Raw genomic sequence first — 24,520 nt, forward strand, 5'->3', positions numbered from 1 at the left:
CACATCATAATGGTACATTTACTTTTACGCTCGTTCGTTTATTACTACTTACAATTTTAATTGTTCCACCAACTAATTCTACTCTTTCACGCATCGTAATCATACCTAGTGATTTCTTTTCTTTTATATTCTTTTCCACAAATCCCTTTCCTTGATCAACTATTTCTAATGATACATTTTTCTCATTCACTGTAAAATAAATCGTCGCTTCTTTTATACCTGCATGCTTACTTACATTGTTCAGTGCTTCTTGGCCTATGCGCCACAAAGCTTCTTCTACTACACGAGGTAAATCACGAACACCCGTAACTTGCTCCCTAATTTTCAGTCCCAAATTTTCACCGTACTGCTTTAGAGCTGGCAATAATCCTTTTTCTAATCCCGCCGGACGAAGCTGCCAAATTAATGTCCTCATTTCTTTCAAAGCTCCTTGCGCAAGTTCACGCATCTCATGCAAAGATTGATCTACCTTTTCATTTTTACCTTTTAAAACTGCCTCGGCGCCTTTTGTCATGAAGGTTAATGAAAATAATTTTTGCGAAACAGAATCATGTAAATCTCTTGCTAACCGATTTCTTTCTTCCATTCGCACAAGTTCACGGCGCTGCTCGTTTAACCTCAAATTCTCTATTATTAACGAAACATGGTTCGATAATGCTTGAATTACGTCTATTGTATTAGCATCAAACTCTCCATTATTCAGGCTAACACATAAAACACCAAATATATGGTTTTGAATATGTATTGGTGTAGCAATAACAGCTCGATTTAGATGTACATTATGTCCTATTTGATGTTTTATTAGAACTGGTTCATCTTGTTCTAACGCCCTCTTGGCCGCCTCTTTTATATCCTCTTTTAACTCTTCCTGAACGTAAGACGCTCGCAGAGATAATTCTTTTTCCTCCCTAATAAAAAGCGCTACTTGATTCCATTGAAATACTTCACCCACGTGATTTACCACTTTTTCAGGTAGTACATTAAACTTATGAATCGTTTTTAAATCTTGAATGAAACGCTCTAATTTCACATAATAATGTGCTCTTCTCTTTTCATTTTCATATAATTTTGTTCGCTTTAAAGCCGTACCAATTTGGAAGGCAACCGATTGGAGTAATACTAATTCTTCTTCTGAAAAATGTGTTTTACCCGGACTTGCAACATTTAACAACCCAAATTTTTCTCCCCCAGCTTTTAAAGGAACCGTAGCATGATGAAGAATGCCCTCCGTATCCCCCCAATTATATTCAATTGCATTATTAATTCTTTTACATTCAATAATATTAACGGCTCTCTCTAATTTTCCATCTACAAAACCTCGTAAACACCAACATTCACCTTCGCACATCGGGCGTTTATTTTCATATGTAAGTGCCTCTGGTAATTGATAATCAATTAACTTCGTATACTTCCCATTTTCATCCGCAAGAAAAATCCATCCTGTCGTTAAACCTGTTACACTTAGTAATTTCTCTAGGACAGCTTGCAATACATGATATGTATCATTTGATGTATTTAATGTTTCTGCAATTTCCTTTAATATAACTAATTCATTTGTACGATTATCTCGAAACATACTCAGTCTCCTGCATACAAGATTTTAAATAGCTCTTAAAATAAATCATCTACTTTTCACTTTGTACTTATTCGTAACATTGATATAATGGTGAGAACATAGTTTTCATTATATCACTCGAGGGGGCTTTCATAATGACATTAAATAAAGCACTTACTATCGCTGGTTCTGACACAAGTGGCGGTGCTGGTATACAAGCAGATTTAAAAACATTCCAAGAACTGGGCGTATACGGAATGACATCTCTTACAACAATCGTAACGATGGATCCACATAACGGTTGGGCACATAACGTATTTCCAATCCCAGCTTCTACATTAAAACCACAATTAGAAACAACAATTGAAGGTGTTGGCGTAGACGCTTTAAAAACAGGTATGCTTGGATCAGTAGAAATTATTGAAATGGTTGCAGAAACAATCGAAAAGCACAATTTCAAAAATGTAGTAGTTGACCCTGTTATGGTATGTAAAGGTGCTGATGAAGCATTACATCCTGAAACGAATGATTGCTTACGTGACGTTCTTGTTCCAAAGGCATTAGTTGTAACACCAAACTTATTTGAAGCTTACCAATTAAGTGGCGTAAAGATTAATTCTCTTGAAGACATGAAAGAAGCAGCGAAAAAGATCCATGCTTTAGGTGCGAAATACGTCCTAATTAAAGGCGGTAGCAAACTTGGTACGGAAACTGCAATCGACGTCCTATATGATGGAGAAACATTCGACCTTCTAGAATCAGAAAAAATTGATACGACAAATACACACGGCGCAGGTTGCACATATTCTGCTGCAATTACAGCAGAACTTGCAAAAGGAAAACCTGTGAAAGAAGCAGTAAAAACTGCTAAAGAATTCATCACGGCTGCTATTCGTTACTCATTCAAAATTAACGAATACGTAGGTCCAACTCACCATGGTGCATATCGTAAATTTGTTGTATCAAAAGAGCTTGTCTAATATATAAATAAAAAACACTCACAAAGTTCATACATGGCCTCTGTGAGTGTTTTTTATAAGCTTTATGTCTTCTGGTCATCTTATCTTTAAGATACAGAGCTGACCTTATTTCTACCATTTCGTTTCGAGTAGTATAACGCATCATCCGCCGCTTGAATAAATTTCTCCGGTGATTCTTCATATTCTGAAACCCCCACCGAAACTGTAATTTTTATTTTCGTTTCATCTAACAATTGAAATGGGTGACTTTCAACAGCTGTACGAATTTGCTCGCCCATACGAATTCCGTAAGCTAATCCCTTATTCGGTATCAAAAGCGCAAACTCCTCTCCACCCTTTCGAAAAGCCAAATCTGGAAATTGTGAAGTTTCTCGTAAAATACATCCTACTTGTTTTAGCACTTCGTCCCCTGCAGGATGCCCGTACGTATCATTTACATACTTAAAGTGGTCAATATCTATAAGTAGTAAACAAAACGAATCATTTTTCATGTTCTTATTACTAATATGACGATTCATCTCTAAATCAAACTGTCTTACGTTTCCTAAACCTGTCAATGCATCTATCGTTGCGTATTGTTTCATCTTTTGAAATAACTCATTGGATTGTAAAACATAATTTGCACTTATGAATGTTATGTAACCTGTAATAATACTAGAAATTAAATATAATCCCACTATGTGGATCTCTTTAATTAACCATATATATAACGCTGGGATTAGAATAGATAAAATATATGTGTGTAACCATACCCACTTTCCCCCTAAAGAAAGCTTCATGCGCGAAATAAAGATACTCCCTATTCCTATCGCAATGATTGTATAAAAAGCCACTTGAGAAGCTAATGAATAATCCATAAACAACAGCCTAGTTACTAAAATCATACCAATTGTTATGGTACTCGCTATCGGTCCTCCAATAATAACAGCTAGAATAACAGCTAAATAGCGTAAATCCAATAGAATGGTACCAACACGAACACTGAAATACATTAATACTATACCTAGTATCCCAGTAAAAATGCCTACTACACATTTCTGCCCAAAAGAGAATCCTTCTTTTAACGGCTTATCCCTTAAAAGCTGACCCCCAATAAAAATAAAGGAAAGAATAATTGTTGTATTTACAAATAAGTCCCTTAACATAAAATAATCTCCCTACTTTTCCATCTATCCCCTTCCTCACTTTATTGTATACGAAATACCTTTAATTCCCAAAGGTTTTGTTTATTTTTGCTGTTCCACGTGAAACAGCAAAAAAATAAAAAGAGCGAAAACTCGCCCTTTTTCATTAACAACAGCGTGATATTTTTCCACCCTTTGCATTAAATCTTGCTTCTTGTGCCTCAGCAAAAAATTGCTTTTGACATACAACCTCTTCTTCAGGATGATGCTTTTTCATATGCTCCACATATACTTCATAACTTGGTACTCCAACGAGCAAACTAATAAAGCGTTTTCTTTCACCCCATACTTGCCACAACTTTTTAAGCATAGTTCCTCGACTCACTTTCATCTCTAGGAATATATGGTGCCTCTTTTAACGGCATTGGCTTATTTCTTAATACTTGGATCCAAATTCGAAGTGCTGAAATTAACACAGCGATTACAACTATCATAAAAATTCCGCAAAGCGCTGCATCGATATAATCATTGAAAATAATTTGCTTCATTTGAGCGACATTTTTAGCTGGCGCTAACACTTTTCCCTCATCTAATGCTCCCTGAAATACCTTTGCATGCGATAGAAATCCAATTTTAGGATTTTCATGAAATAGCTTTTGATATCCCGCCGTCATCGTTACAATCAGCAACCCGATAGTTGGAATAAGTGTTACCCAAACGTACGCCTTTTTTCCCATTTTAAACAAAATTGTCGTTCCAAGTAATAATGCAATACCTGCTAGCATTTGATTTGCAATACCGAAAAGTGGCCATAATGTATTAATTCCACCGAGCGGATCTATTACCCCTTGGTATAAGAAATATCCCCACCCTAATACACATAATGTTGTAGCGATTACATTCGCTAATGTAGAATCCGTTTTCCCAAATGGCTTATATACATGCCCTAAAATATCTTGAATCATAAATCGGCCGACACGCGTTCCGGCATCAATTGTTGTTAAAATGAATAGAGCTTCAAAGAGAATCGCAAAATGATACCAAAATGCCATCATGGCCGTTCCACCTATTACTTGTGAGAAAATATATGCCATACCTATCGCTAATGTTGGCGCACCACCTGTACGTGATAAAATTGTTTGCTCTCCAACATTTACAGCGAGATCTTTTAGTTCATTTGGTGTAATAGCAAATCCCCATGAGGAAATAACTTGAGCTGCCTGCGAAACATCTGTACCGATAAGTGCTGCGGGGCTATTAATTGCAAAATACGTTCCCGGTGTTAATACACAAGCTGCAATCATCGCCATCGCTGCTACAAACGACTCCATTAACATTGCTCCATAACCGATTGGCTGTGCGTGTCCCTCTTGCTCGATCATCTTCGGCGTCGTACCTGATGAAACGAGAGCATGGAATCCAGACACTGCACCACAAGCAATAGTAATAAATAAGAACGGGAATAAGTTTCCAGAAAACACAGGACCAGTTCCATCAATAAATTTCGAAACTGCTGGCATTTGTAAATCTGGTGCTACAATTAAGATACCGATTGCTAACCCTACAATTGTTCCGACTTTTAAAAATGTACTTAAATAATCACGTGGTGCTAAAAGCATCCAAACTGGTAATGCCGATGCGATAAATCCATATACAATAAGCATAATAGCAATTGTTTCACCACTAAATGTGAACATACTTGCAAGTGTTGGATTTTCTGCTACATACTGTCCTCCAACAAGAGATAAAATAAGTAGGATAATACCAATTACTGATCCTTCTCCAACACGACCAGGCCTAATATAGCGCATATAAACTCCCATTAAAATAGCGATAGGAATCGTTGCTGCTATCGTAAACATTCCCCAAGGACTTCCGATTAGTGCCTTTACTACGACTAACGCTAATACTGCTAATAAAATAATCATAATTCCTAAAATACCTATCATTGCAATTAGTCCTGTAACAGGTCCAATCTCATCTTTAATCATTTCTCCTAACGATTTACCATTACGTCTCATCGAAGCAAATAAAATGACAAAATCTTGGACAGCCCCCGCAATAACTACCCCAACAATAATCCAAATGGTTCCTGGTAAATATCCCATTTGTGCTGCTAAAATCGGTCCTACTAAAGGTCCCGCCCCAGCAATCGCTGCAAAGTGATGTCCAAACAATACCCACTTATTTGTTGGAACATAGTCTTTCCCATCGTTTAATGTATGGGCTGGTGTTTGCCGATTATCATCTAAATTAAAAACCTTTCTCGCTATAAATCTACTATAAAAGCGGTAAGCAACTGCATATACACATACGGCAGCTACTAAGAGCCATACAGCATTAATGGTTTCACCTTGTGATAAAGCTATTACCCCAAAAGCACCTGCTCCTACTGCTGTAATAACGCCCCAAAGTAAGATCGATTTCAATGTCTTCACATACAATTCCCCCAATACTATTTCTTAGTGGAGATTGTACTAAATTTTCTGAATATTTAACTTGAATCCTCCCTATCATGAAGGATTTTCAGTTTATCATGTTAAATTACTCTCATTACCTACTATAATTCAATGTTATTTCGAAGGCGTTTTACATAATTACGACTGACTGGAATCGGTTGCTCATCATACCTATCTAAATACAAATTATACGTGCCATTATAATAAGGTTTCAGTTCTTTTACATATGACATATTAATTAAATAGCTTTTATGTACACGTAAAAAATCATATGCATTTAGCTTATTTTCTAATTCCTGAAGTGTATATGTTGAAATATACTGATTATTCGTTGTGTAAATTGAAACAGTTTTATTTTCTTTATTTTTACTTACATATACGATATCTTCTGGAAGAATATATCGTATACCCTCTTGACTTTCTATCGGTAGTTTTCGCAAATAACTCTTTGCTTTCTCACCTTGTTCTTTACCTATTTTATATAAAAGAAATTGTAAATCTTCTTCACGAAATGGTCGCAATAAATAATAAAATGCTTGGAAACGAAAGGCTGTAATAGATTCTTCTATGTTTTCACCTACAAAAATAAATTTTGTATAGCAATTTATTTCTCGTAATAAACTTGCATATTCAAAACCAGTACCATCTAGTAATTTGGAACTTAAAAAAACAAAGTCTGGTATATGTTTTTTCATCATAAATAAAGATTCTGTTCCTGTCTTTGCTTCAAAACATTCTACATTTCTCATATTTTCAGTGAAATTTTCAGCTAACTCTCTTCTCTCTTCTGCCTCTTCCATGATCAGTAAAATTTTCATTTCTTCAACCACCTAATTCTTTGTCCATATGTCCTGTTGTATACATTCGCTTTTATAAGAAATAATCCCTTTTTCTTACTATACCATTATTTATCTAAAAAAACAGAAAAAAGGAAACCACTTCGGTTTCCTTTCCCCTTTTATCCCGCACTAACTGCCTATAAAGAGCCGAGTAGTGTAGGATAATAAACGGTCAGGGATACGTTTAAATTTTCACTTTATACTAATTCTCGTTGCTTCGTTTCCTGTCCAAGTATTATTACAGCGAATACACCAATTAAAATTGATCCACAGAAAATCGTAAATATTAATGATAGTGAAGCTTCTGAAGCAACTAAATATCCCACTAATAGTGGCCCAAGAATACCACCAATACGACCAAATGCTGCTGCCATTCCTGCACCTGTACCACGAATAACCGTTGGATACTGCTCAGGTGTATAGGCGTATAATGCTCCCCAAGCACCTAAGTTAAAGAAGGATAGTAACATACCTGCCACGATTAATACTGTTAATGAATCCGCAACCCCAAACAAATAAGCACTGCAAGCTGTCCCGATTAAATACGTAACCAAAACAAATTTACGACCGAGACGTTCAATAAACCAAGCAGCTGTGAAATATCCTGGAAGTTGAGCTAATGTCATAATAAGTACGTATTGGAAACTTTTTATTAAACTAAATCCTTTTAGCACCATTACACTCGGTAACCAAAGGAACATTCCATAATAGGAAAAAACAACACAAAACCATAGAATCCATAGCATAATTGTTGCTTTACGATATTCCCCAGACCAAACTGATTTTATATTTTCAATAACAGATGGCCTTTTTTCAACTTTTTGGAACCTTGGGGAATCCGGTAAATTCCATCTTAAATATAAAGCATATAATGCTGGAACTGCACTCAATACCATCGCAACTTCCCAACCATATTTAGGAATAACAAAATACGAGATAAGAGCTGCAATTAGCCATCCACCTGCCCAAAAACTTTCTAATAACACAACAATTTTCCCACGCTCATGCGCTTCAACACTCTCTGATACTAGTGTAGAGGCAACTGGAAGCTCTCCACCAAGCCCCATACCAATTAAAAAGCGTAAAACGAGAAACATCGCAAGTGTCGTTGTTAATGCAGTTAAACCACTACCGATAGAAAATAATAATAATGTAATAATAAAGACTGATTTTCGCCCTATTTTATCTGATAGTATCCCAAAAATAAGCGCTCCTACTGCCATACCGATTGAGTTAATACTGCCTATCCAGCCCATTTCTTGCGTACTTAATCCCCAATCCTTTTGCAAGGCTACCATTACAAATGAAAGCATTCCAACATCCATTGCATCAAATAGCCATCCAAGCCCAGCTATACCAAGTAGTTTGCGCTTCGAAATTTCTTTTACCTTGCCCACTAGAAGTCCTCCTCACACAGGTGTCTTTACACATCATTTTACATGTGTGAATTGTATAAGTAAAATACTTTTGTGTAAAAAATTCTCCTTCATCATTCCCAAAAAGTAAAACGTCTATCCCGATTGGTGAGAGCTAATAATCAGTGGGGATGCCTCACTGATTAAAGTTTCAATTTATTAAAAATGAACAAATAAAAAAAGCAGCGATATTTCGCTACTTTTTCGAACGCATTACTTCTTTTAAAAATTCCGCTAATACTAACTGACGACGCCAGCGTGTTGGATTACTGCATAATCTATAAAACCACTCTAAATGAATCGCTTGAATCCATTTTGGTGCGCGTTTTACCTCTCCAGCCCATACGTCTAAACTTCCACCCACTCCAACAGCCATTTTCGTTTCTAAACGATGCTTATTGTTTTGGATAAAGTTCTCTTGTCTCGGGAAACCAAGTGCAACAAGTAATAAATCTGGTTTTGCTTCTTGAATGCGAGAAATAATATTCTCTTCGTCTTCTTGTTTAAAATAACCATCTTGTATACCAGCGATGGATACAGCTGAATATGTCTTTGTTAAATGATCTGCTGCAGCTTGTACAACATGCGGCTTTGCACCTAATAAGAAAACAGATACCGGCTTACTATCTTCTGATAACTTCGCAAGTAAATTACACATTAAATCAAAACCTGCTACACGTTCTTTTAAAGGTGTACCAAGCATCCCGCTTGCCTTTACAACCCCAATACCATCAGGTGTAATTAAATCTGTATTCAATAATGTTTGATAGAACTTTTCATCCTTTTTTGCGCACATAACAATTTCAGGGTTTGCTGTTACTACCTGAAACGTATGAGTTCGCTCCGCTTCTAGTTGTTCTTTTAAATATTGGACCGTTTCATCCATTGTCATTGTAGAAAAAGGAACGCCTAGAATATCAACTGTTTGTACTGCCATAGTTAACTATCCTCTCTATCATTACAAGTTTTTCGCTATTAATTGCTTATATGTTTCCTTTGTATCTTCATATAGTTTTTGAAGTGAGAAGTTCATAGTAGCATGCTCATAAATATGTTTACCCATTGCTGCTAACTCTCCAGTTTTCCACTTATCATACGCTTCTTCTAAAGCTAATGCTAATGCCTTTCCATCACCTGTCGGCACAATCCATCCGTAAGTTTCATCTACGATTAATGGTTCAATTTCTCCAGCCCTAGTCACAATTGATGGTACGCGCTGATTTGCCGCTTCTAATAAAACTAGTGGGAACCCTTCACTATGGGAAGTTAATAAATTTACATGTGACGACGCAAATAATTGTTTTACATCTTGACGATGTCCTAAAAACTCTACTTTATCGTTAATCCCTTTTTCAGTAGCTAATGACTTTAGATTTTCTTCTAATGGGCCATCGCCAACTAATAATACTTTAATTTTCTCTAATTTTGTTTGTTGTAACGCATCGAATAAAACTTCATGTCCTTTGACAGGATGTAATCGTGCTACTTGAATTGCCGTAAATACATCTTCATCAATATTGAACATTTCTTTTTTATTATAGCCTTCTGCTTTTTCCTTATCGTATTCAATTCCATTATAAATAACATGCATCTTTTCATTTGAAATACCTAATGCTGCCAGGCTTTTTTTCAATCTATTTGTTACAACGAAAAATAAGTCTATATTTTTTAAGGCTTTCAAATTTAATTTCGTAAAAATCCAACCTTTTAAGCCCTGTTTAGTAAAGTCTTGAAATGGATCACTATGAATAGTCGTTACCCATTTTGCCTTTATTCTCTTTTTCATTAAAGAAACATAGAAATTAGCCCTAGGGCCATGTGTATGAACTACATCAAATTTTTCTTTATTAATAAATTCACTTATATTCTTTAAAATGGATAAATCATAGCGCGACTTTTGTGAAAACACATGGACTTTTATCCCTAACTCCCTTGCTTCCTTCGCAACAATTCCATCTTCAAATACTGCTAATTCTACTTCACCAGCTGGAAACTGATCGAGAAGTGAAATAATATGTGTTTTCCCTCCCCCATCTTCTGCTCCTGCATTCATATGCAATATTCTCATATTTTTTCCTCCTTTAAATCCTCGCTACGTTTCCATCTATTTTTATTTTACTGTACTAAAAAATAAAAGCTAACAAAAGTTAGCTTTTATTTTTATCATTCAATTTCTAGGTCTACTATTAGATAAGCTAACACCACTACAAAGTAAATACCAACTCCTGGTGCTGTTAAAATATGTCCTGCAATATAAGCAATACCTAACGCTAACAATAAGCTTGCTGAAATCATTCCATATTTTATATTAAATATGTCCTTAAATCTCGTAGCAAATGCTAGTAGAATTCTTAGCCCGTAATAAATAAATGGAATCATTAGTAATACAAAGCCAATAATCCCGAAATCATAAAACCAATCATGGAAGTCCATTTCAATTAGTTTTGGATCTGGCTGCTTTTGTTCATTGTATTTAAAGTTACCTGCATAACCCATTCCTAATAACTTTTGTGACATTGGCGCTTCTTTAAAGAACTGCTTATGTCTTTCTTCATATACTTGACGTCCACTGAAAATAAGATTTTCTTGATTTTCTTTCTTTTGCTCTTTCTCAAGCTCTTTCTTAACTTCCTCTTCTATCTTCGCCTTTTCTTCTGGCTTTTCAACTTTATGGTGATTTTCTTCTTTTTCTTTAAGTTCTTGCTCTTTTTTCAGCTTCTCTTTAATTTCTTTTTCTTTTTGACCTTGCTGCGCCACATTTTGCTCTGATAAATAATTATTGTGAATACCCATATTTTGTGCTAATGGCGTTTGTTTAAACGTTCCAACTACACCAGCTAATAGGACAATAGCAATTACTGCATTAAGCGCAAGGGATTTTTTGTTCGGATTTTTTCTATCAAATAATAATTGTAGTACAATGATTCCGATTGCTGCCGCTAACGTAGCACCAATTGAGCCCATCCCTACTTTTGTACCAACTTGAATTAGCGAATAAATCATTAAAAGTGATGGAATCCAATATAAAATGTGTTTCCAGCTCTTTGTTTTTTGAATAGAATATAGTACCACAATAGGGAAAATAATAGCTAAGATTGAACCTAGTTCATTCCCTGCATAGAACCAACCTCGAGAACCAACCTTCATCCATTCATAACTACCAAAGTCAGTAGATGTTGAAATAGAAATAACCATAATTGCGTTAATGATTAATGTAGAATATACAATACTATTTCGAACCTTATCACTAATATTAACTGTCTTTTTCAATGATTTTAAAGCTAAAATGTATGATCCCAGCATGATATATATATATAATGCTTTCGCAACGAATTTAACTTCTTCACTAAGTACAATAGGATCCTTAACTAGTTTGTTATTAATAAATCCTATTCCTAAAACTCCGGCTAATAATATAAGATAAATTAAAAACTTTCTATTTTCCTTCTCTTTTGCCTGAATTAAAATATAAATGCCACCAACAGCCATAATAAGGAATCTTACTAAAATTCCAACGGTAGCATTTGACTTTAATAAAGTGATGCTAAGAGACGTTAATAAATCTAAAACAGGCTGTAAAATAATAAAAAAGAGCAAAAAACGCTCAAATCTAACCCTAGCTTGATTTGCTAACATTCCAAGACCTCCATACAAAATCTTAACATTATCTTTTAATCATAATTTATTATCGTTAAAACACACCTAGCAATTATAACATAACTCATATTTAAATTGAGAACTATTTTTATACCGAAACTAGCCACTCTACCTTAAGTAGTACTAGAAAATATTATCCTTTAGCTATCCTTCCCTATCTCTATAAAAACTATCTAACACTCTTCTACTTATTATCAGCATTATAGTAACATTCATTAATTATTATATTAATATATAGAATTTAGTAATTACAAAATGACATCTACTCAGCTATCCCACAACTAAAGGTTAACCTTGCTTCATTTTTCCCTAAACATTTTCAAACGCTTTCTTTATGTATTTTATCCGTTTTTCTACATGTAACGAAAAGTAATTGTTATTTCCAATACTTTAGTGTATATTTTTTCTCTGGAACATCTTTAAGAGGAAGGGATTAAGGCCATGTTATTAATCGATATATTTACGTTTCTTGGCATTATCGCCGCTGCCATTTCTGGTACATTAGTTGGTTTAAAAAAAGATTTAGATTTATTTGGTGTCCTTTGTTTAGCTGTAGCTACTGCGCTCGGCGGCGGTATTATTCGTGATATTATGATCGGTAACCTGCCCCCTGTCGCATTTGTAAAACCCATTTACTTTTTCGTAAGTGTATTATCAGCATTATTTACTTGTATGTTTTTTGAACGCATCAATAAACTTCAAGTCGTTATTATGCTTTCTGATGCTGTTGGCTTAGGCGTTTTTACAGCTATTGGTGCAAATGCGGCAATGTCACATCATGTTGACGCCTCATTTCTAGTTGTTTCAATGGGAGTCATTACAGGTATTGGAGGCGGTATTTTGCGTGACATTTGTGCTCAAGATATCCCTTACGTATTCCGAAAAGAAATTTACGCAATCGCTTCTATCTTAGGAGCAATTAGCTTCCTAATCACACACGCTATGGGGGCGCACGTATTAGCTTTCTATGTTTGTTTATTAGTAACATTCATTATTCGTGTCGTCACTGTAATATATAATGTTCATTTCCCTGTTTTCTTTAAAACACATGCTAAAATTAATAAAGGCCATTAAGAGAATTCTAGATAGAATTCTCTTAATTTATATACTATTCAACGAACTAATATAGAGTAATTATATATAAGCATATATAATTACTCTATATTAGTTTTAAAATTGAAAACGTTTTATATACAGGGGGAAGAATGATGCTTGGGGTTTTCAAAAAAAATATTAATAAAACAAATGCCAGTATAATCGAATTAAGTAAGGACCAACAAATAACTTTTAATGTCCCTACTAATTCTGAATTAAAAATTCAAATGGATATGCTACATATTTCAAAAGAAGATTTACAAGTTGTAAAAGTACTACAGCCTTTTATTTATGCAGAAATTGATTGGATTACTGAAAAATTCTATGCCAACATTACAAAACAACCTAATTTAATTACTATTATTGAACGTTACAGCTCTATTCCAAAACTAAAACAAACTTTAAAAACACATATTAAAGAATTATTCAGCGGCAATATGCATGAAGATTTTATTGAACAGCGTGTTAGGATTGCCAAAAGGCATGTACAAATTGGTTTACATCGAAAATGGTATACTGCTGCTTATCAAGAATTATTCCGCTCTATCATGAAGATTTTGCAAACAAAAATAACAACAATCGATGATTTTTCCTATTCTATAAATGTCATAAATAAATTATTCACTCTTGAACAAGAACTTGTTCTTGCAGCTTATGAATCTGAATATGAAAGAATGCAAAAAGAGCATGAAAAAGAAAAAGAATTAACTGCTATGACAATTACGCATATCGCAACAGAACTAGCTGCTGTATCTGAAAAAACAAGCTCTTCTATTCAAAAACTAACCGCCAAATCTGAAACTATTGTAGAGATTGCTAAAACAGGTACATCATTAGCTACAACATCTGAAGAAAAAGCAAATAAAGGGAAAGAACAATTAAACCAGCAGAATAAACGAATGGGATCTATTCAAATGAATATGGAAACGATTATTACAGATACTCATGAACTTCTCAATATTTCTAACAAAATTAATGAAATCATAGATATTGTTAAATCGATTGCGGAGCAAACAAATTTACTCGCACTAAACGCTGCTATCGAGTCTGCACGTGCTGGAGAATTTGGGAAGGGGTTTTCTGTTGTTGCTGGTGAAATTCGAAAATTATCAGAGCAAACGAAAGAATCTATATTTAACGTTACAAAGCTCGTCGAAAAAACAAATGAACAAATTACTCGTGTCTCGTCTTCCGTGAAACAAATTAGCTCTCTCGTATCGGAAGGAACGGATAGTATGTCGGCAACAGATCGATACTTCCAAGAAATTGTAAAAGATATGTCTAACTCAAAAGAACAGAATAAGAAAATTGAACACGAACTACAAGCTATTTCACAAGTAATGAAAGGAATTCAAGATGATTCCTCACAAATGGCTCTAACAGCCGATAATTTGCAACTAGAACTAAATCGATAAGATAAAGTAAAACTTTAATCAGTGGGGGGTTGTTCATTTCCCACTGATTATTAGCCCTCACTAATCAGGCTTTTACGGGCAGCAGGGCCCCACCTAATTTCTTTGTTTTCGCTGAATTTTAAGATGGGGGTCTTACTTCCTGGAAAATAGCGGCATAAAATTCAGGTCAGGCATACTTTTCATCTGCACTGACTATTAAATTTCATCTTCCATCAAAAAAAGAATCCAGAATGGATTCTTTTTATTTTCTGAAAAATATTTTTTGACAATACACATAACTCATATAAACACCAAAGCTCTGCAAAATAAACAATGCCGGCATAATTACATTGTAATATACCATATCTACTTGGAAGAGCCTTAGCAATACGTAGCCACTAATTAAAAATAAGAACAACATATATCCCTCATTTTGTTGTTTCTTAATAAGGAAGTGTAATAGAGCTATAGTCATAAACAATGTTACGGCTATATATATCAGTTTTTCACATTTGAAAAGAATAGAATTTATCCCCTCATCTGAAAACTGATTTATCATCGGTTCTAAAAGTTTAAATCTTTCTCCCTCAATCTCTTTTAACTTTTGATCAATATGCTCTGTTACACTTTGATTTTTCGATATTTTTTCCCCATGTTTCGTTTTTCCAATTAAGACAGATTGAACATATGTCTCATTCGCAATCGTATATTGTGATAATCCCATTGTCTTAATTCCATAATTCACACCAAAATGAGCACTATAAAACAGAATAAGTATCCCTATCATCTTTAGTAACACTTTCTGTTTCGTTGCTGATTGAAATACTTCAATTAATAATACATATACCGTGATAAAAATAGGAATAAATAGTCCCATTGGGAAAATCATATTACTAAATGCAAATAAAATCGCTGAAAACACCCACATATAAAAATGATCTAATCCTCTATATAAAAGTATGTAACAAGCAAAATAAAATAAAAATATTGCAAGTGACTCAGGAGTTAATACGGAACTCATGAATATGTTTGGAATATACAGAGCATAAAATATAGAAGCAATACGACCGCATTCTTCTCCAAAAACCATTACCGCAATACGATAAATAAAAAATGTGGTTCCTGCGCAAAATAACACATTAAATAGTTGTAAAGCGAATAATGTATCACCAAATATACGAATAATTACTGACTCATATATAATAAAAGGCAAATGAGTTACAGTCCCTATATTATTACCAATTGCAATCTGCTTTGCAGACTCATACATCACTTTCATATCACCTATTATTGGAGCGTCTACAAATAACAGCATACTAAGCCTCACAACTATAGATATACTTATAAGAAAAATAAGAAATTGTTTATCTGTAAAACGATATTGTAGAATTGATGCCACTAACAAAATGAGTATGACGAAAATTGCCAATATGATTGTTACACTTGTTGTACTTCCTCCAAAGAATTGCTTACTTGTCTCAAATGCTGCCCAACAACTATAAACAAAAAATGCGAGCATTGCACCGATCATAATTTTATTGAAGAAAGATGAAAAATTTGTTTGTATATGATTCATATGTCCATTGCACCTCTATTTCCATTCATAACAAAACGATTCTATCATGAATGGGTACACGGCTGATAGAGAATTTCTATGACAAATACATAGTCATTACTTTTTACTTGCAATGTAAGCGAATCCTCTTTTAAACTACATTTTAGATAAAATAAATTTTCTTTCAGTTACATGAATACAAATACAGAAATTTAAATAATCCTCTTTTGGAATACACTTTACTTCATTAAATATCTAATATGAGTAATCCGCTTACACATATTATTCTGATTGAAAACAGACTATAGGGGCTGAATATATGGAAAAGAAATTCATGCGAGAATCTAAAGCAATTAAGACAACACGTGTCTTTCCTAACGATTTAAATAATCACCAAACACTTTTTGGAGGGAAATTATTAGCAGAAATTGATAGTATTGCTTCGATTGCGGCTGCAAGACATAGTCGTAAACATTGCGTAACAGCATCTATTGATTCAGTTGATTTTTTAACTCCAATTCACCAAGCTGATTCTGTTTGTTATGAAGCATTTGTATGTTATACAGGGAAATCTTCAATGGAAGTTTTCGTAAAAGTAATCGCAGAAAATTTATTAGCAGGCGAGCGTAGAATTGCTGCTACTTGCTTCATTACATTTGTGGCTATAAAAGATGGAAAACCTTCGTCCGTACCACAAGTACTACCTGAAACAGAAGAAGAGCACTGGCTACACCAAACTGGATCAGAACGCGCAGAAAACCGAAAAAAAGGGCGTTTAAAAAGTAAGGAAATGGCTGAAGTATTAACCTTAAGTAAGCCATGGAGCATATAACACTATGTAACACAGGTAAACATTCCTTTATGTTTACCTGCTTTTTTATTTCAATTTTAATTATAAACACCTATCACTACCTAAATATGCTTCCTAGTTTACAAAACAACCCACTAACTTGTCCTTTATTTTGTTATACTATTAATGGTATAGTATATGATGTTTAATAAAAGTAATGATGCCGATTATATGAAGGATGGTGCAATATGTCTGTTGAGGTACCAATTGTAATACCTAAAACTTTGATTATTATTCCTGCTTACAACGAAGAAGAAGCGATTGCAGATACATTAACAAGACTTTTAGAACTAAAAGAACATTTTGTAGGATTAGATATTTGTGTAATTAACGATGGTTCAATGGATAAAACACCTGAGATTGTTACAACATTCCCAGTCCATCTTGTAAATCTACCTTATAATTTAGGAATTGGGTCAGCTGTACAAACTGGATATAAGTATGCTTATGAGAATGACTATGATATCGCTATTCAATTTGATGCCGATGGACAACATAACCCAGAGGATTTATATAAAATCATCCAACCTATTGCTGAAAATCAATGCGATATGGTGCTAGGGTCTCGATTTACGGAAAAAACTGCATATAAAGGAAGTCTTTCAAGGCGAATTGGAATATTTTACTTCACTGCCTTATTAAAGTTACTAACGAAACAAACATTTATGGATCCAACATCTGGATACCGTGCTATTAATCGCGAAGTAATTCAGATTTTCGCACACAATTATCCAAAAGATTATCCAGAACCAGAAGTACTTATTCACTTAAAAAAGAAAAATCTTCGCATTAATGAAATATCAGTTAATATGCAAGAAAGACAAGGTGGACAATCTTCTATTACACCATTGAAATCTGCATATTACATGATTAAAGTAAGTTTAGCTATATTAATGCAAAAAATTGTGAAAGGTTGATAATCCATGCCTATAATTACCTTTTCATTTATCTTTATTCTATTATTATTTTTCCTGATTATTAACTCGATACGTAAAGGAGCTTTGGAAACAAAATATTCCATTCTTTGGATTTTTGTTTGTATCGCAATGGCGATTTTAAGCTCTACAGATAAGATTATAAATTGGATTGGGAAGCTATTACACGTAGAATACCCACCATCTGTTTTATTCCTGTTCGGACTTTTATTCTGTTTTATTTTAATTTTTGATTTAACTCGTAAGGTTTCTAAACAGCATCACCAACTTGTAACATTGACACAAGATTATGCGTTGCTAAAACAAAAATTAAATAATAAAGAGCAAAATGATTCTTTACACGATGCATAATTAAAAATGACCTACTTTCTATTTTAGAAAGTAGGTCATTTTTATATACCATTTAAATGTAATTTTTTTGATAGGCTTAATGAAATCATTTACCTATTTTAAAAATGGTCTGCTAACCCTCATAACAGTTGCGACAATACCTACACCTATCATTATAAAAAGCATTGGCATCAATGGGAGCGCATAGCGATCATACGCAAGGTATAAACTATTGAAAAAGGTTTGGAATAAAATGTTTATCCATAAAAATGAATACTCTCTCCACCTTCTCCAACAGAATACAAATGCTAGGATCGAGCAAATTATGAAACCTGTTTTAATTGGATCATAAATTTTCTTCATATCTTCCCCAGATATATCAAAAATACTAATTGGAGTGCCTGGATAATAATATGCTTTTTCCCAGAAAATTTGTGGTTTTAAAATTAAATAACTTTTCAACATTGATTTTTTATCTGTATGCCACCATTCCTTAATACGGTCCATCGCTATTTCTTGTTGCTTCGCCATTAATTCATGCGCTTCTATACCCGGATATTTCGCAAGAAGTTCCGCATCAATTTCTTCCACACTTTTTCCAGGGGGATAACCTTCACCCTGATATGTGCCCAGTAATAACGGATTACCTGAACCTGCTGTAAGCGGGATAAACTTGTGAAATTGAACGTAATTACGTGCCCACCAAGGACCAAGCACAACAAATAATACCAATACACTAATAAGGGCTTGCTTTACCATTAGACGTACTGGATAACGTTTTAATACAAGATATATAAATAATAAAATTGGATATAAAGCGATTTGTACCCTAAAATATAGTGCTACAAAGTAGAATAATAAAATAATATAAAAATCTTTCATTGAATGCGTATCTGCTAATTTCAAGCTCCAATATAATAGCCCTAATGATAGAAATAGATACGGACTTTCTGTCAACGTCAAGTTCTCTACTACTACTTCAGGAGGGTATAATGCTAATAACAATGCGGCAATTAATCCTACTGCTGGATTTAAGATATATGTACCAATCTTATAAGTCATATAAATACTTAGGACACCAAAAGTTATCATAACTAATTTTGCACATAAAACACCAAGGCTTCCATGCCCAAATATGGCGAATATGCCTGCTAATAAAAATACTTGTCCAGGCATAATATGAATAGTTGGTTTTGTCGGATCATGATAAGTCAACATACCTGTTTCTAAAAAATTGACAGCATTTTTTTGATACATTAAGTCATCGCTACCAAGCGTCAAATCACTACCATATGTTTTTAAAGTCATTAACCGAAAGATTAGGCCAATAACTAGAATGATACCTAATATTATTAATTCAGGTCTTCGCATATACTTTTGTAACATTCTAAAGTTTCCTCCCTTTTATTACAATACATTTTTCTATTATAACCATCTTTCATATCTAACTTCTATACCTTTAATAATTATTATTATATACATTAAGTTGATTTACAAAGTTTATATGCGGTAAACTTATACAGATATTCTTTTCATTTTATTCCTTATAAAAGGAGTTAATTTAAAAACATAAAAATTTGAGGAGTTAAAATTCTATGATGGAACAAAACCAGCTTGTCTCAGTTGTTATTCCTCTATACAATGCAGAGAAATATATTGAAGAGACAATGCAGTCAATACTGGATCAAACATATAAAAATATCGAAATTGTAATTGTAGATGATGGAAGTAAAGATCGGTCACCTTCTATCGTAAAAAATCTTGCTGAAAAATACCCAGGGCAAGTAAAATACGTTCATCAAAAAAACCAAGGCGTTTCGGTAGCTCGTAATACAGGAATTGAAAACGCTAGTGGAGAATATATTGCTTTCCTTGATAGTGATGACTTATGGCATCCAACTAAAATTGAGAAGCAAGTCGACAGTATACATAAAAACAACATGGATGCGTGCTATTGTGGTTATATGAATTTCTACGAAGAAACAGGCGAAAAGGTTGAACATACAACAAACTTTATTAAAGGTGATATGGCAAAAGCATTCCTAACACATCAAGTTGTTGCTCAAACAAGTACTTGGATTTTCAAACGATCCATCGTAATGAATCATAACATTCGTTTTACACCAGGATGTAGTTGGGGAGAGGATTTAGAGTTTTTATTTAAACTTATGAGTGTGACAAATGTATGTTATGTCGATGAATACTTAACTTACTATAGAATCTTATCAGAAGGGAATCTTTCTTCTAAGTATAAAGATTATGAATTAAAAACGACAAAAGAGTTGGAAGTATTCAATCGTATGAAAGATTGGGTACATAATAAATCTCAAGATTTCATTACAAAAGACCCTCAGTCACTTATTGAGATTCTTGAGACTTATTTATTCCCTTATACAGTCATCAATAACGCTTGTATATATATTAAGGGAAACTCTCAATTAGATAAATCACAAGTTCAATTAATCAAAAAAGATATAAAGAAATATTGCCGTAAAATCTATTCAAAGAATGGAAAACGTAGTAAAAAACTATATGCAATGCTTTGGTTTGTACGAATTAAATTTCTGTTTTCTTAAACTGAAAATATAACGATACTCTCTCTTTCTGTGAACAAATCAAATTTACAAATAGGACAAGCTAACCGGGTCCTAAAGAATAGAAAGGTCTTTTCCCATGAAAACAAATAAAATTCTAAAAAACGCATCCTACCTCTTTGTAGGAAACATTACTGTCCGTTTTGTACTGGCTATTGCAACAATTTTCTTTGCAAGATATGTTTCTCCAAGTGATTACGGTATGTTTACAACTGCGTTAGCAGTTTCAGCTGTTATTTGTTACTTTACAGATGCAGGTTTGACACATACGTTTATGCGTGAAGGAACGAGAAGCGATGCTAATATTAGCGTGCTAATAAGTAGTTATTTACGTATTCGTTTAATATTAGCTATCGTAATTTCTGTACTTTTCGCTATTTGTGCCCAGTTCTTCTATCCCGATGCTTACTTACGTGCGATGGTATATTGGGTTGTTCTGCCAACAATGTTTGGAGCAACTTTACAAGGTGTTGGAATGGCTTACTTCCAAGTAACAGAACGCATGCAATTTACAGCTATTATTTCTGTACTACAAGGTGTAACAGCTGCTGCTGCCCTATTACTAGGGATGTCTTTCCAATGGTCACTTATGATGGTTGCTGCCATGTATGGGGTATCTAGTCTTGTAACAGGTGTTATCGCCTTTATAATGACAATACGTTACACGAAAGTCCATAAGGGTTGGGATAAAGGCATTTTAGATCAACTACTTATTTTCACAATCAATGGAATCATCATTATGCTCTTACCACAATTGGGCCCTATTATATTAGAAAAGGTTTCAACGTATAATCAAGTTGGATTCTTTGGTGCTGCATCTAAAATACCTGCTGTACTATATCAAATACCTGGGGTAATTGCAGCTGCCTTTTATCCAAGGCTGTTTGCTTTTGGTAATGAGAAAAATATTGAAGAACATAGAAAATTATCAAGTTTTGAATTAAAACTTATGTCTTTTTTAGGAATGGGAATTTCTATCCCCTTTATTGCTGATCCAAGTTTCTGGATTGTTAGTTTATTAGGAGAAGAATACGCTCCCGCCGGTGACGCTCTTGCTATTCTAGCGTTTATGGTTATTTTACAATCAATTAACTATCCACTAGCCGATAATTTAACAACGATTGGCCAGCAATGGAAACGTGCAACAACAATGACTATTGGATTAGTTGTTGCCATCATAGGTTATATTGTATTAGGTAGTAAATATGGAATGATGGGGGCAGCTGTCGCAGCTATCCTTACCGAAATTACACTATTAATCGGATTTACCCTCTTTATTCGTAAAGGCATGCAATTATTAGTTAAAGGAATTATATTTAATTCCTTAGCCTTTATTATTAGTTACGGTTTATACCGAATTGCATTAATTAACTTACCACCACTAATTGCTTTAACTCTTACTGGTATACTATACGGTATAATCGGAATTGTAATTGATCCTCAAATACGTGGATTCGTTTTAGGGTTTATAAAACAAAAATCAGGTGAAAAGGTAGTATAAAGTTAAGTTCCTTTTCAAAATCATGAAAAGGAACTTAACTTCTTTATTTACATCTGTTTTTCATATACATAATTGTTTCTTTTAACCCATCATAATAAGAATTTTTTGGTAACTCTCCAATACATTTCTCGTATTTCTCTCCACTTAATACAACTGGTTTTTCCGTCAAATATAGCATTTCCACAAATTCTTTCATCTGCTTATCAAAAAGACCAATGAACTGGATCATTCCTCTTTTTACAGTTATTATTCGTTTGGTATATCCCGCTAATTCCCGTATGTGTTGAATCATTTCCTCACCTGTAATGACACCATAATCTGTTATGTTCCAATTTTGTCCATAAGCCTCATCATGTGAAGCTAATTTAACCATTGCTTTTGCACCATCTGGTGTGAAAATATATTCACGGGCAATCTTTTTATCTCCAACAAAGCTAGACATTTTATTTGTAAGTATTGCCTTTAATGTATGATGGACAAGTGTGCTTTTTGCATTTGGACCATAAAAGTCTGGGAAATGAGCAATAAACATTTGTACATTAGCTTGTTTTGAAAATATATACATTTTGAAATGATGGCATTATATGAAAGAATTTAGTATCATGATTCAAGGTACTATTTCAAGTTGGACGGAGGATACTATGAGCTTATTAACAGTTGAAAAATTAGGACATACATTTGGTGATCGTACATTATTTAAAGATGTATCTATGCGATTATTAGCAGGTGAGCACGTTGGATTAGTTGGTGCAAACGGTGTTGGTAAATCAACATTCATGAATATCATTACTGGTCAGCTTATTCATGACCAAGGTCGTGTAGAATGGACACCGGGCACACATTACGGCTACTTAGATCAGCATACTGTTTTAACGCCTGGACGTACAATCCGTGACGTACTAGCGGATGCATTTTTACCGTTATTCGAAAAGGAAAAAGCTTTAAATGAAGTTACAGAAAAAATGGGAACTGCTACACCAGAAGAACTAGAAGAACTTCTTGAACAAATGGCAGAAATACAAGATGCACTTGAAGCAGGTGGTTTTTATTTACTAGATATGAAAATTGAAGAGGCTGCACGTGGTCTTGGAATTGATGCTATTGGTTTAGATCGTGATGTTTCAGCACTAAGTGGTGGACAACGTACAAAGGTATTGCTTGCAAAGCTATTACTTGAACAGCCAGAAGTGTTATTGCTTGATGAACCTACTAACTATTTAGACGTTGAACATATTCATTGGTTAACAAATTATTTGAAAGAATACCCACATGCATTCTTATTAATTTCTCATGATACAGAATTTATGAACAAATGTGTTGATGTTATTTTCCATCTAGAATTCACAAAAATGACACGCTATACAGCGACATATGAAAAATTCCTAGAACTAGCAGAAATCAATAAAAATCAACATATAAACGCTTATGAAAAGCAGCGCGAGTTTATCAAAAAGCAAGAAGACTTCATTGCAAAAAACAAGGCTCGTTATTCAACGACAGGTCGTGCAAAGAGTCGTCAAAAGCAACTTGATCGCATGGAACTTATTGATCGCCCAGAAACAGCAATTAAACCTGAATTCTCATTTAAAGAAAGTCGCGCAAGTAGTCGCTTCGTCTTTGAAGGTGAAAATGTAGAAATCGGATATACACATCCGCTACTACCAAAGCTATCAATGACGATCGAACGTGGTGAAAAAATTGCTATTGTTGGATGTAACGGTGTTGGTAAATCAACGTTACTAAAAACAATCTTAGGTAAAATTAAGCCTTTAAGCGGTAAAACAAGCCTTGGTGACTTCTTAGAGCCTGCATACTTTGAGCAAGAAGTTAAAGCTGACAATATAACACCAATTGATGATGTATGGAATACATTCCCTGGTTTAGACCAGCATCAAATTCGTGCGATGTTAGCAAAATGCGGATTAAAAAATGAACATATTTCTCGCCCATTAAGTCAATTAAGTGGTGGAGAACAAGCAAAAGTTCGTTTATGTAAGCTAATGGGTGAGGAAAGTAACTGGCTACTATTTGATGAGCCGACAAACCATCTTGATGTTACAGCAAAAGCGGAACTTAAGAAGGCTATGAAAGCATATAAAGGAACAATCCTCCTTGTATGTCACGAACCGGACTTCTATGAAGATTGGATTACAAAAGTTTGGGATGTTGAAGAATGGTCTCAAAATAGTAAATAGTCTTTAAGAAAAAACTCCTTGTGTAGACAAGGAGTTTTTTAC

The 24,520-nt window shown here is 34.0% G+C and carries 20 protein-coding genes and 2 pseudogenes; 10 read left to right on the forward strand and 12 right to left on the reverse strand.

The window, feature by feature from the left end; all coding sequences use genetic code 11:
- Positions 1 to 4: 4 nt before the first annotated feature.
- Positions 5 to 1,576, reverse strand: a complete 1,572-nt coding sequence (locus BHV55_RS26950; RefSeq protein WP_000488129.1) for a GAF domain-containing sensor histidine kinase — start codon at positions 1,574 to 1,576, stop codon at positions 5 to 7.
- A gap of 134 nt (positions 1,577 to 1,710) precedes the next feature.
- On the opposite strand from BHV55_RS26950, the gene pdxK reads away from it, so the two are divergent.
- On the forward strand, positions 1,711 to 2,535 hold the full coding sequence (pdxK, locus tag BHV55_RS26955; RefSeq protein WP_000174252.1) for a pyridoxine/pyridoxal/pyridoxamine kinase: 825 nt from the start codon (positions 1,711 to 1,713) through the stop codon (positions 2,533 to 2,535).
- Between the two features lie 86 nt (positions 2,536 to 2,621).
- Here pdxK and BHV55_RS26960 read toward each other — a convergent pair whose 3' ends face one another.
- From BHV55_RS26960 to BHV55_RS26995, 8 genes are all read right to left on the reverse strand, one after another.
- Complete coding sequence (locus BHV55_RS26960) at positions 2,622 to 3,680, reverse strand: GGDEF domain-containing protein (RefSeq protein ID WP_048568675.1); 1,059 nt, start codon at positions 3,678 to 3,680, stop codon at positions 2,622 to 2,624.
- Positions 3,681 to 3,825: 145 nt separating this feature from the next.
- The gene (locus BHV55_RS26965; RefSeq protein ID WP_000914504.1) at positions 3,826 to 4,029 is read right to left on the reverse strand and encodes a YbdD/YjiX family protein; all 204 of its coding nucleotides are present in this window, start codon (positions 4,027 to 4,029) and stop codon (positions 3,826 to 3,828) included.
- Positions 4,022 to 6,097, reverse strand: coding sequence for a carbon starvation protein CstA (cstA, locus tag BHV55_RS26970; RefSeq protein WP_070758274.1), 2,076 nt, complete (start codon positions 6,095 to 6,097; stop codon positions 4,022 to 4,024). Before cstA ends, BHV55_RS26965 begins: the two co-directional genes overlap by 8 nt.
- 122 nt (positions 6,098 to 6,219) lie before the next feature.
- Complete coding sequence (locus tag BHV55_RS26975) at positions 6,220 to 6,936, reverse strand: LytR/AlgR family response regulator transcription factor (RefSeq protein ID WP_000698256.1); 717 nt, start codon at positions 6,934 to 6,936, stop codon at positions 6,220 to 6,222.
- Between the two features lie 218 nt (positions 6,937 to 7,154).
- Positions 7,155 to 8,354: an MFS transporter gene (locus BHV55_RS26980; RefSeq protein WP_000521077.1), complete on the reverse strand. Its 1,200-nt coding sequence runs from the start codon at positions 8,352 to 8,354 to the stop codon at positions 7,155 to 7,157.
- Positions 8,355 to 8,568: 214 nt separating this feature from the next.
- Positions 8,569 to 9,309, reverse strand: coding sequence for a WecB/TagA/CpsF family glycosyltransferase (locus BHV55_RS26985; RefSeq protein ID WP_000290748.1), 741 nt, complete (start codon positions 9,307 to 9,309; stop codon positions 8,569 to 8,571).
- 21 nt (positions 9,310 to 9,330) lie between these two features.
- Positions 9,331 to 10,440, reverse strand: a complete 1,110-nt coding sequence (locus BHV55_RS26990; protein WP_001221215.1) for a glycosyltransferase family 4 protein — start codon at positions 10,438 to 10,440, stop codon at positions 9,331 to 9,333.
- A 95-nt stretch (positions 10,441 to 10,535) separates the two neighbouring features.
- Positions 10,536 to 12,008, reverse strand: a complete 1,473-nt coding sequence (locus BHV55_RS26995) for an O-antigen ligase family protein (RefSeq protein ID WP_000880764.1) — start codon at positions 12,006 to 12,008, stop codon at positions 10,536 to 10,538.
- Positions 12,009 to 12,470: 462 nt separating this feature from the next.
- Between BHV55_RS26995 and BHV55_RS27000 the strand changes: the two genes are divergently transcribed.
- From BHV55_RS27000 to BHV55_RS27970, 3 genes and pseudogenes are all read left to right on the forward strand, one after another.
- Positions 12,471 to 13,103 (forward strand): trimeric intracellular cation channel family protein, encoded by a 633-nt coding sequence (locus BHV55_RS27000; protein ID WP_000924369.1) that lies wholly within the window; start codon positions 12,471 to 12,473, stop codon positions 13,101 to 13,103.
- A gap of 134 nt (positions 13,104 to 13,237) precedes the next feature.
- Positions 13,238 to 13,783: pseudogene (locus BHV55_RS27965) on the forward strand (protoglobin family protein); the annotation flags it as partial.
- Positions 13,784 to 13,837: 54 nt separating this feature from the next.
- Positions 13,838 to 14,539 (forward strand): methyl-accepting chemotaxis protein, encoded by a 702-nt coding sequence (locus tag BHV55_RS27970; protein ID WP_370658441.1) that lies wholly within the window; start codon positions 13,838 to 13,840, stop codon positions 14,537 to 14,539.
- Between the two features lie 241 nt (positions 14,540 to 14,780).
- Here the strand turns inward: BHV55_RS27970 and BHV55_RS27010 are convergent, their stop codons facing one another.
- A complete protein-coding gene (locus tag BHV55_RS27010; protein WP_070758276.1) occupies positions 14,781 to 16,094 on the reverse strand; it encodes an ArnT family glycosyltransferase in 1,314 nt (437 codons plus the stop codon).
- Positions 16,095 to 16,392: 298 nt separating this feature from the next.
- Here BHV55_RS27010 and BHV55_RS27015 point away from each other — a divergent pair, with 298 nt between their 5' ends.
- The 3 genes from BHV55_RS27015 to BHV55_RS27025 all read left to right on the forward strand — a co-directional run bounded on the left by BHV55_RS27015 (position 16,393) and on the right by BHV55_RS27025 (position 18,209).
- The gene (locus tag BHV55_RS27015) at positions 16,393 to 16,905 is read left to right on the forward strand and encodes an acyl-CoA thioesterase (protein ID WP_000412119.1); all 513 of its coding nucleotides are present in this window, start codon (positions 16,393 to 16,395) and stop codon (positions 16,903 to 16,905) included.
- A 206-nt stretch (positions 16,906 to 17,111) separates the two neighbouring features.
- Positions 17,112 to 17,840, forward strand: a complete 729-nt coding sequence (locus BHV55_RS27020) for a glycosyltransferase family 2 protein (protein ID WP_000110207.1) — start codon at positions 17,112 to 17,114, stop codon at positions 17,838 to 17,840.
- A 6-nt stretch (positions 17,841 to 17,846) separates the two neighbouring features.
- Positions 17,847 to 18,209 carry a DUF2304 domain-containing protein gene (locus tag BHV55_RS27025; RefSeq protein ID WP_001121765.1) on the forward strand — a complete coding sequence of 121 codons (363 nt, stop codon included), beginning with the start codon at positions 17,847 to 17,849 and terminating at the stop codon, positions 18,207 to 18,209.
- A 93-nt stretch (positions 18,210 to 18,302) separates the two neighbouring features.
- Here BHV55_RS27025 and BHV55_RS27030 read toward each other — a convergent pair whose 3' ends face one another.
- Entirely contained in the window at positions 18,303 to 19,574 is a 1,272-nt protein-coding gene (locus BHV55_RS27030) for a glycosyltransferase family 39 protein (protein WP_000939653.1), read from the reverse strand.
- A gap of 209 nt (positions 19,575 to 19,783) precedes the next feature.
- On the opposite strand from BHV55_RS27030, the gene BHV55_RS27035 reads away from it, so the two are divergent.
- Complete coding sequence (locus tag BHV55_RS27035) at positions 19,784 to 20,764, forward strand: glycosyltransferase family 2 protein (RefSeq protein WP_000970540.1); 981 nt, start codon at positions 19,784 to 19,786, stop codon at positions 20,762 to 20,764.
- Between the two features lie 97 nt (positions 20,765 to 20,861).
- Positions 20,862 to 22,283, forward strand: a complete 1,422-nt coding sequence (locus BHV55_RS27040) for an oligosaccharide flippase family protein (protein WP_000856127.1) — start codon at positions 20,862 to 20,864, stop codon at positions 22,281 to 22,283.
- A gap of 43 nt (positions 22,284 to 22,326) precedes the next feature.
- On the opposite strand, the pseudogene BHV55_RS27045 reads toward BHV55_RS27040, so the two are convergent.
- Positions 22,327 to 22,836: pseudogene (locus BHV55_RS27045) on the reverse strand (NAD-dependent epimerase/dehydratase family protein); the annotation flags it as partial.
- A gap of 88 nt (positions 22,837 to 22,924) precedes the next feature.
- On the opposite strand from BHV55_RS27045, the gene BHV55_RS27050 reads away from it, so the two are divergent.
- Positions 22,925 to 24,478, forward strand: coding sequence for an ABC-F family ATP-binding cassette domain-containing protein (locus tag BHV55_RS27050; RefSeq protein ID WP_000055410.1), 1,554 nt, complete (start codon positions 22,925 to 22,927; stop codon positions 24,476 to 24,478).
- Positions 24,479 to 24,520 lie beyond the last annotated feature (42 nt).

Origin of the sequence: Bacillus sp. RZ2MS9 (genome assembly GCF_001816185.2) — a bacterium.
In the GTDB taxonomy this organism is placed as follows: Bacteria; Bacillota; Bacilli; order Bacillales; family Bacillaceae_G; genus Bacillus_A; species Bacillus_A cereus.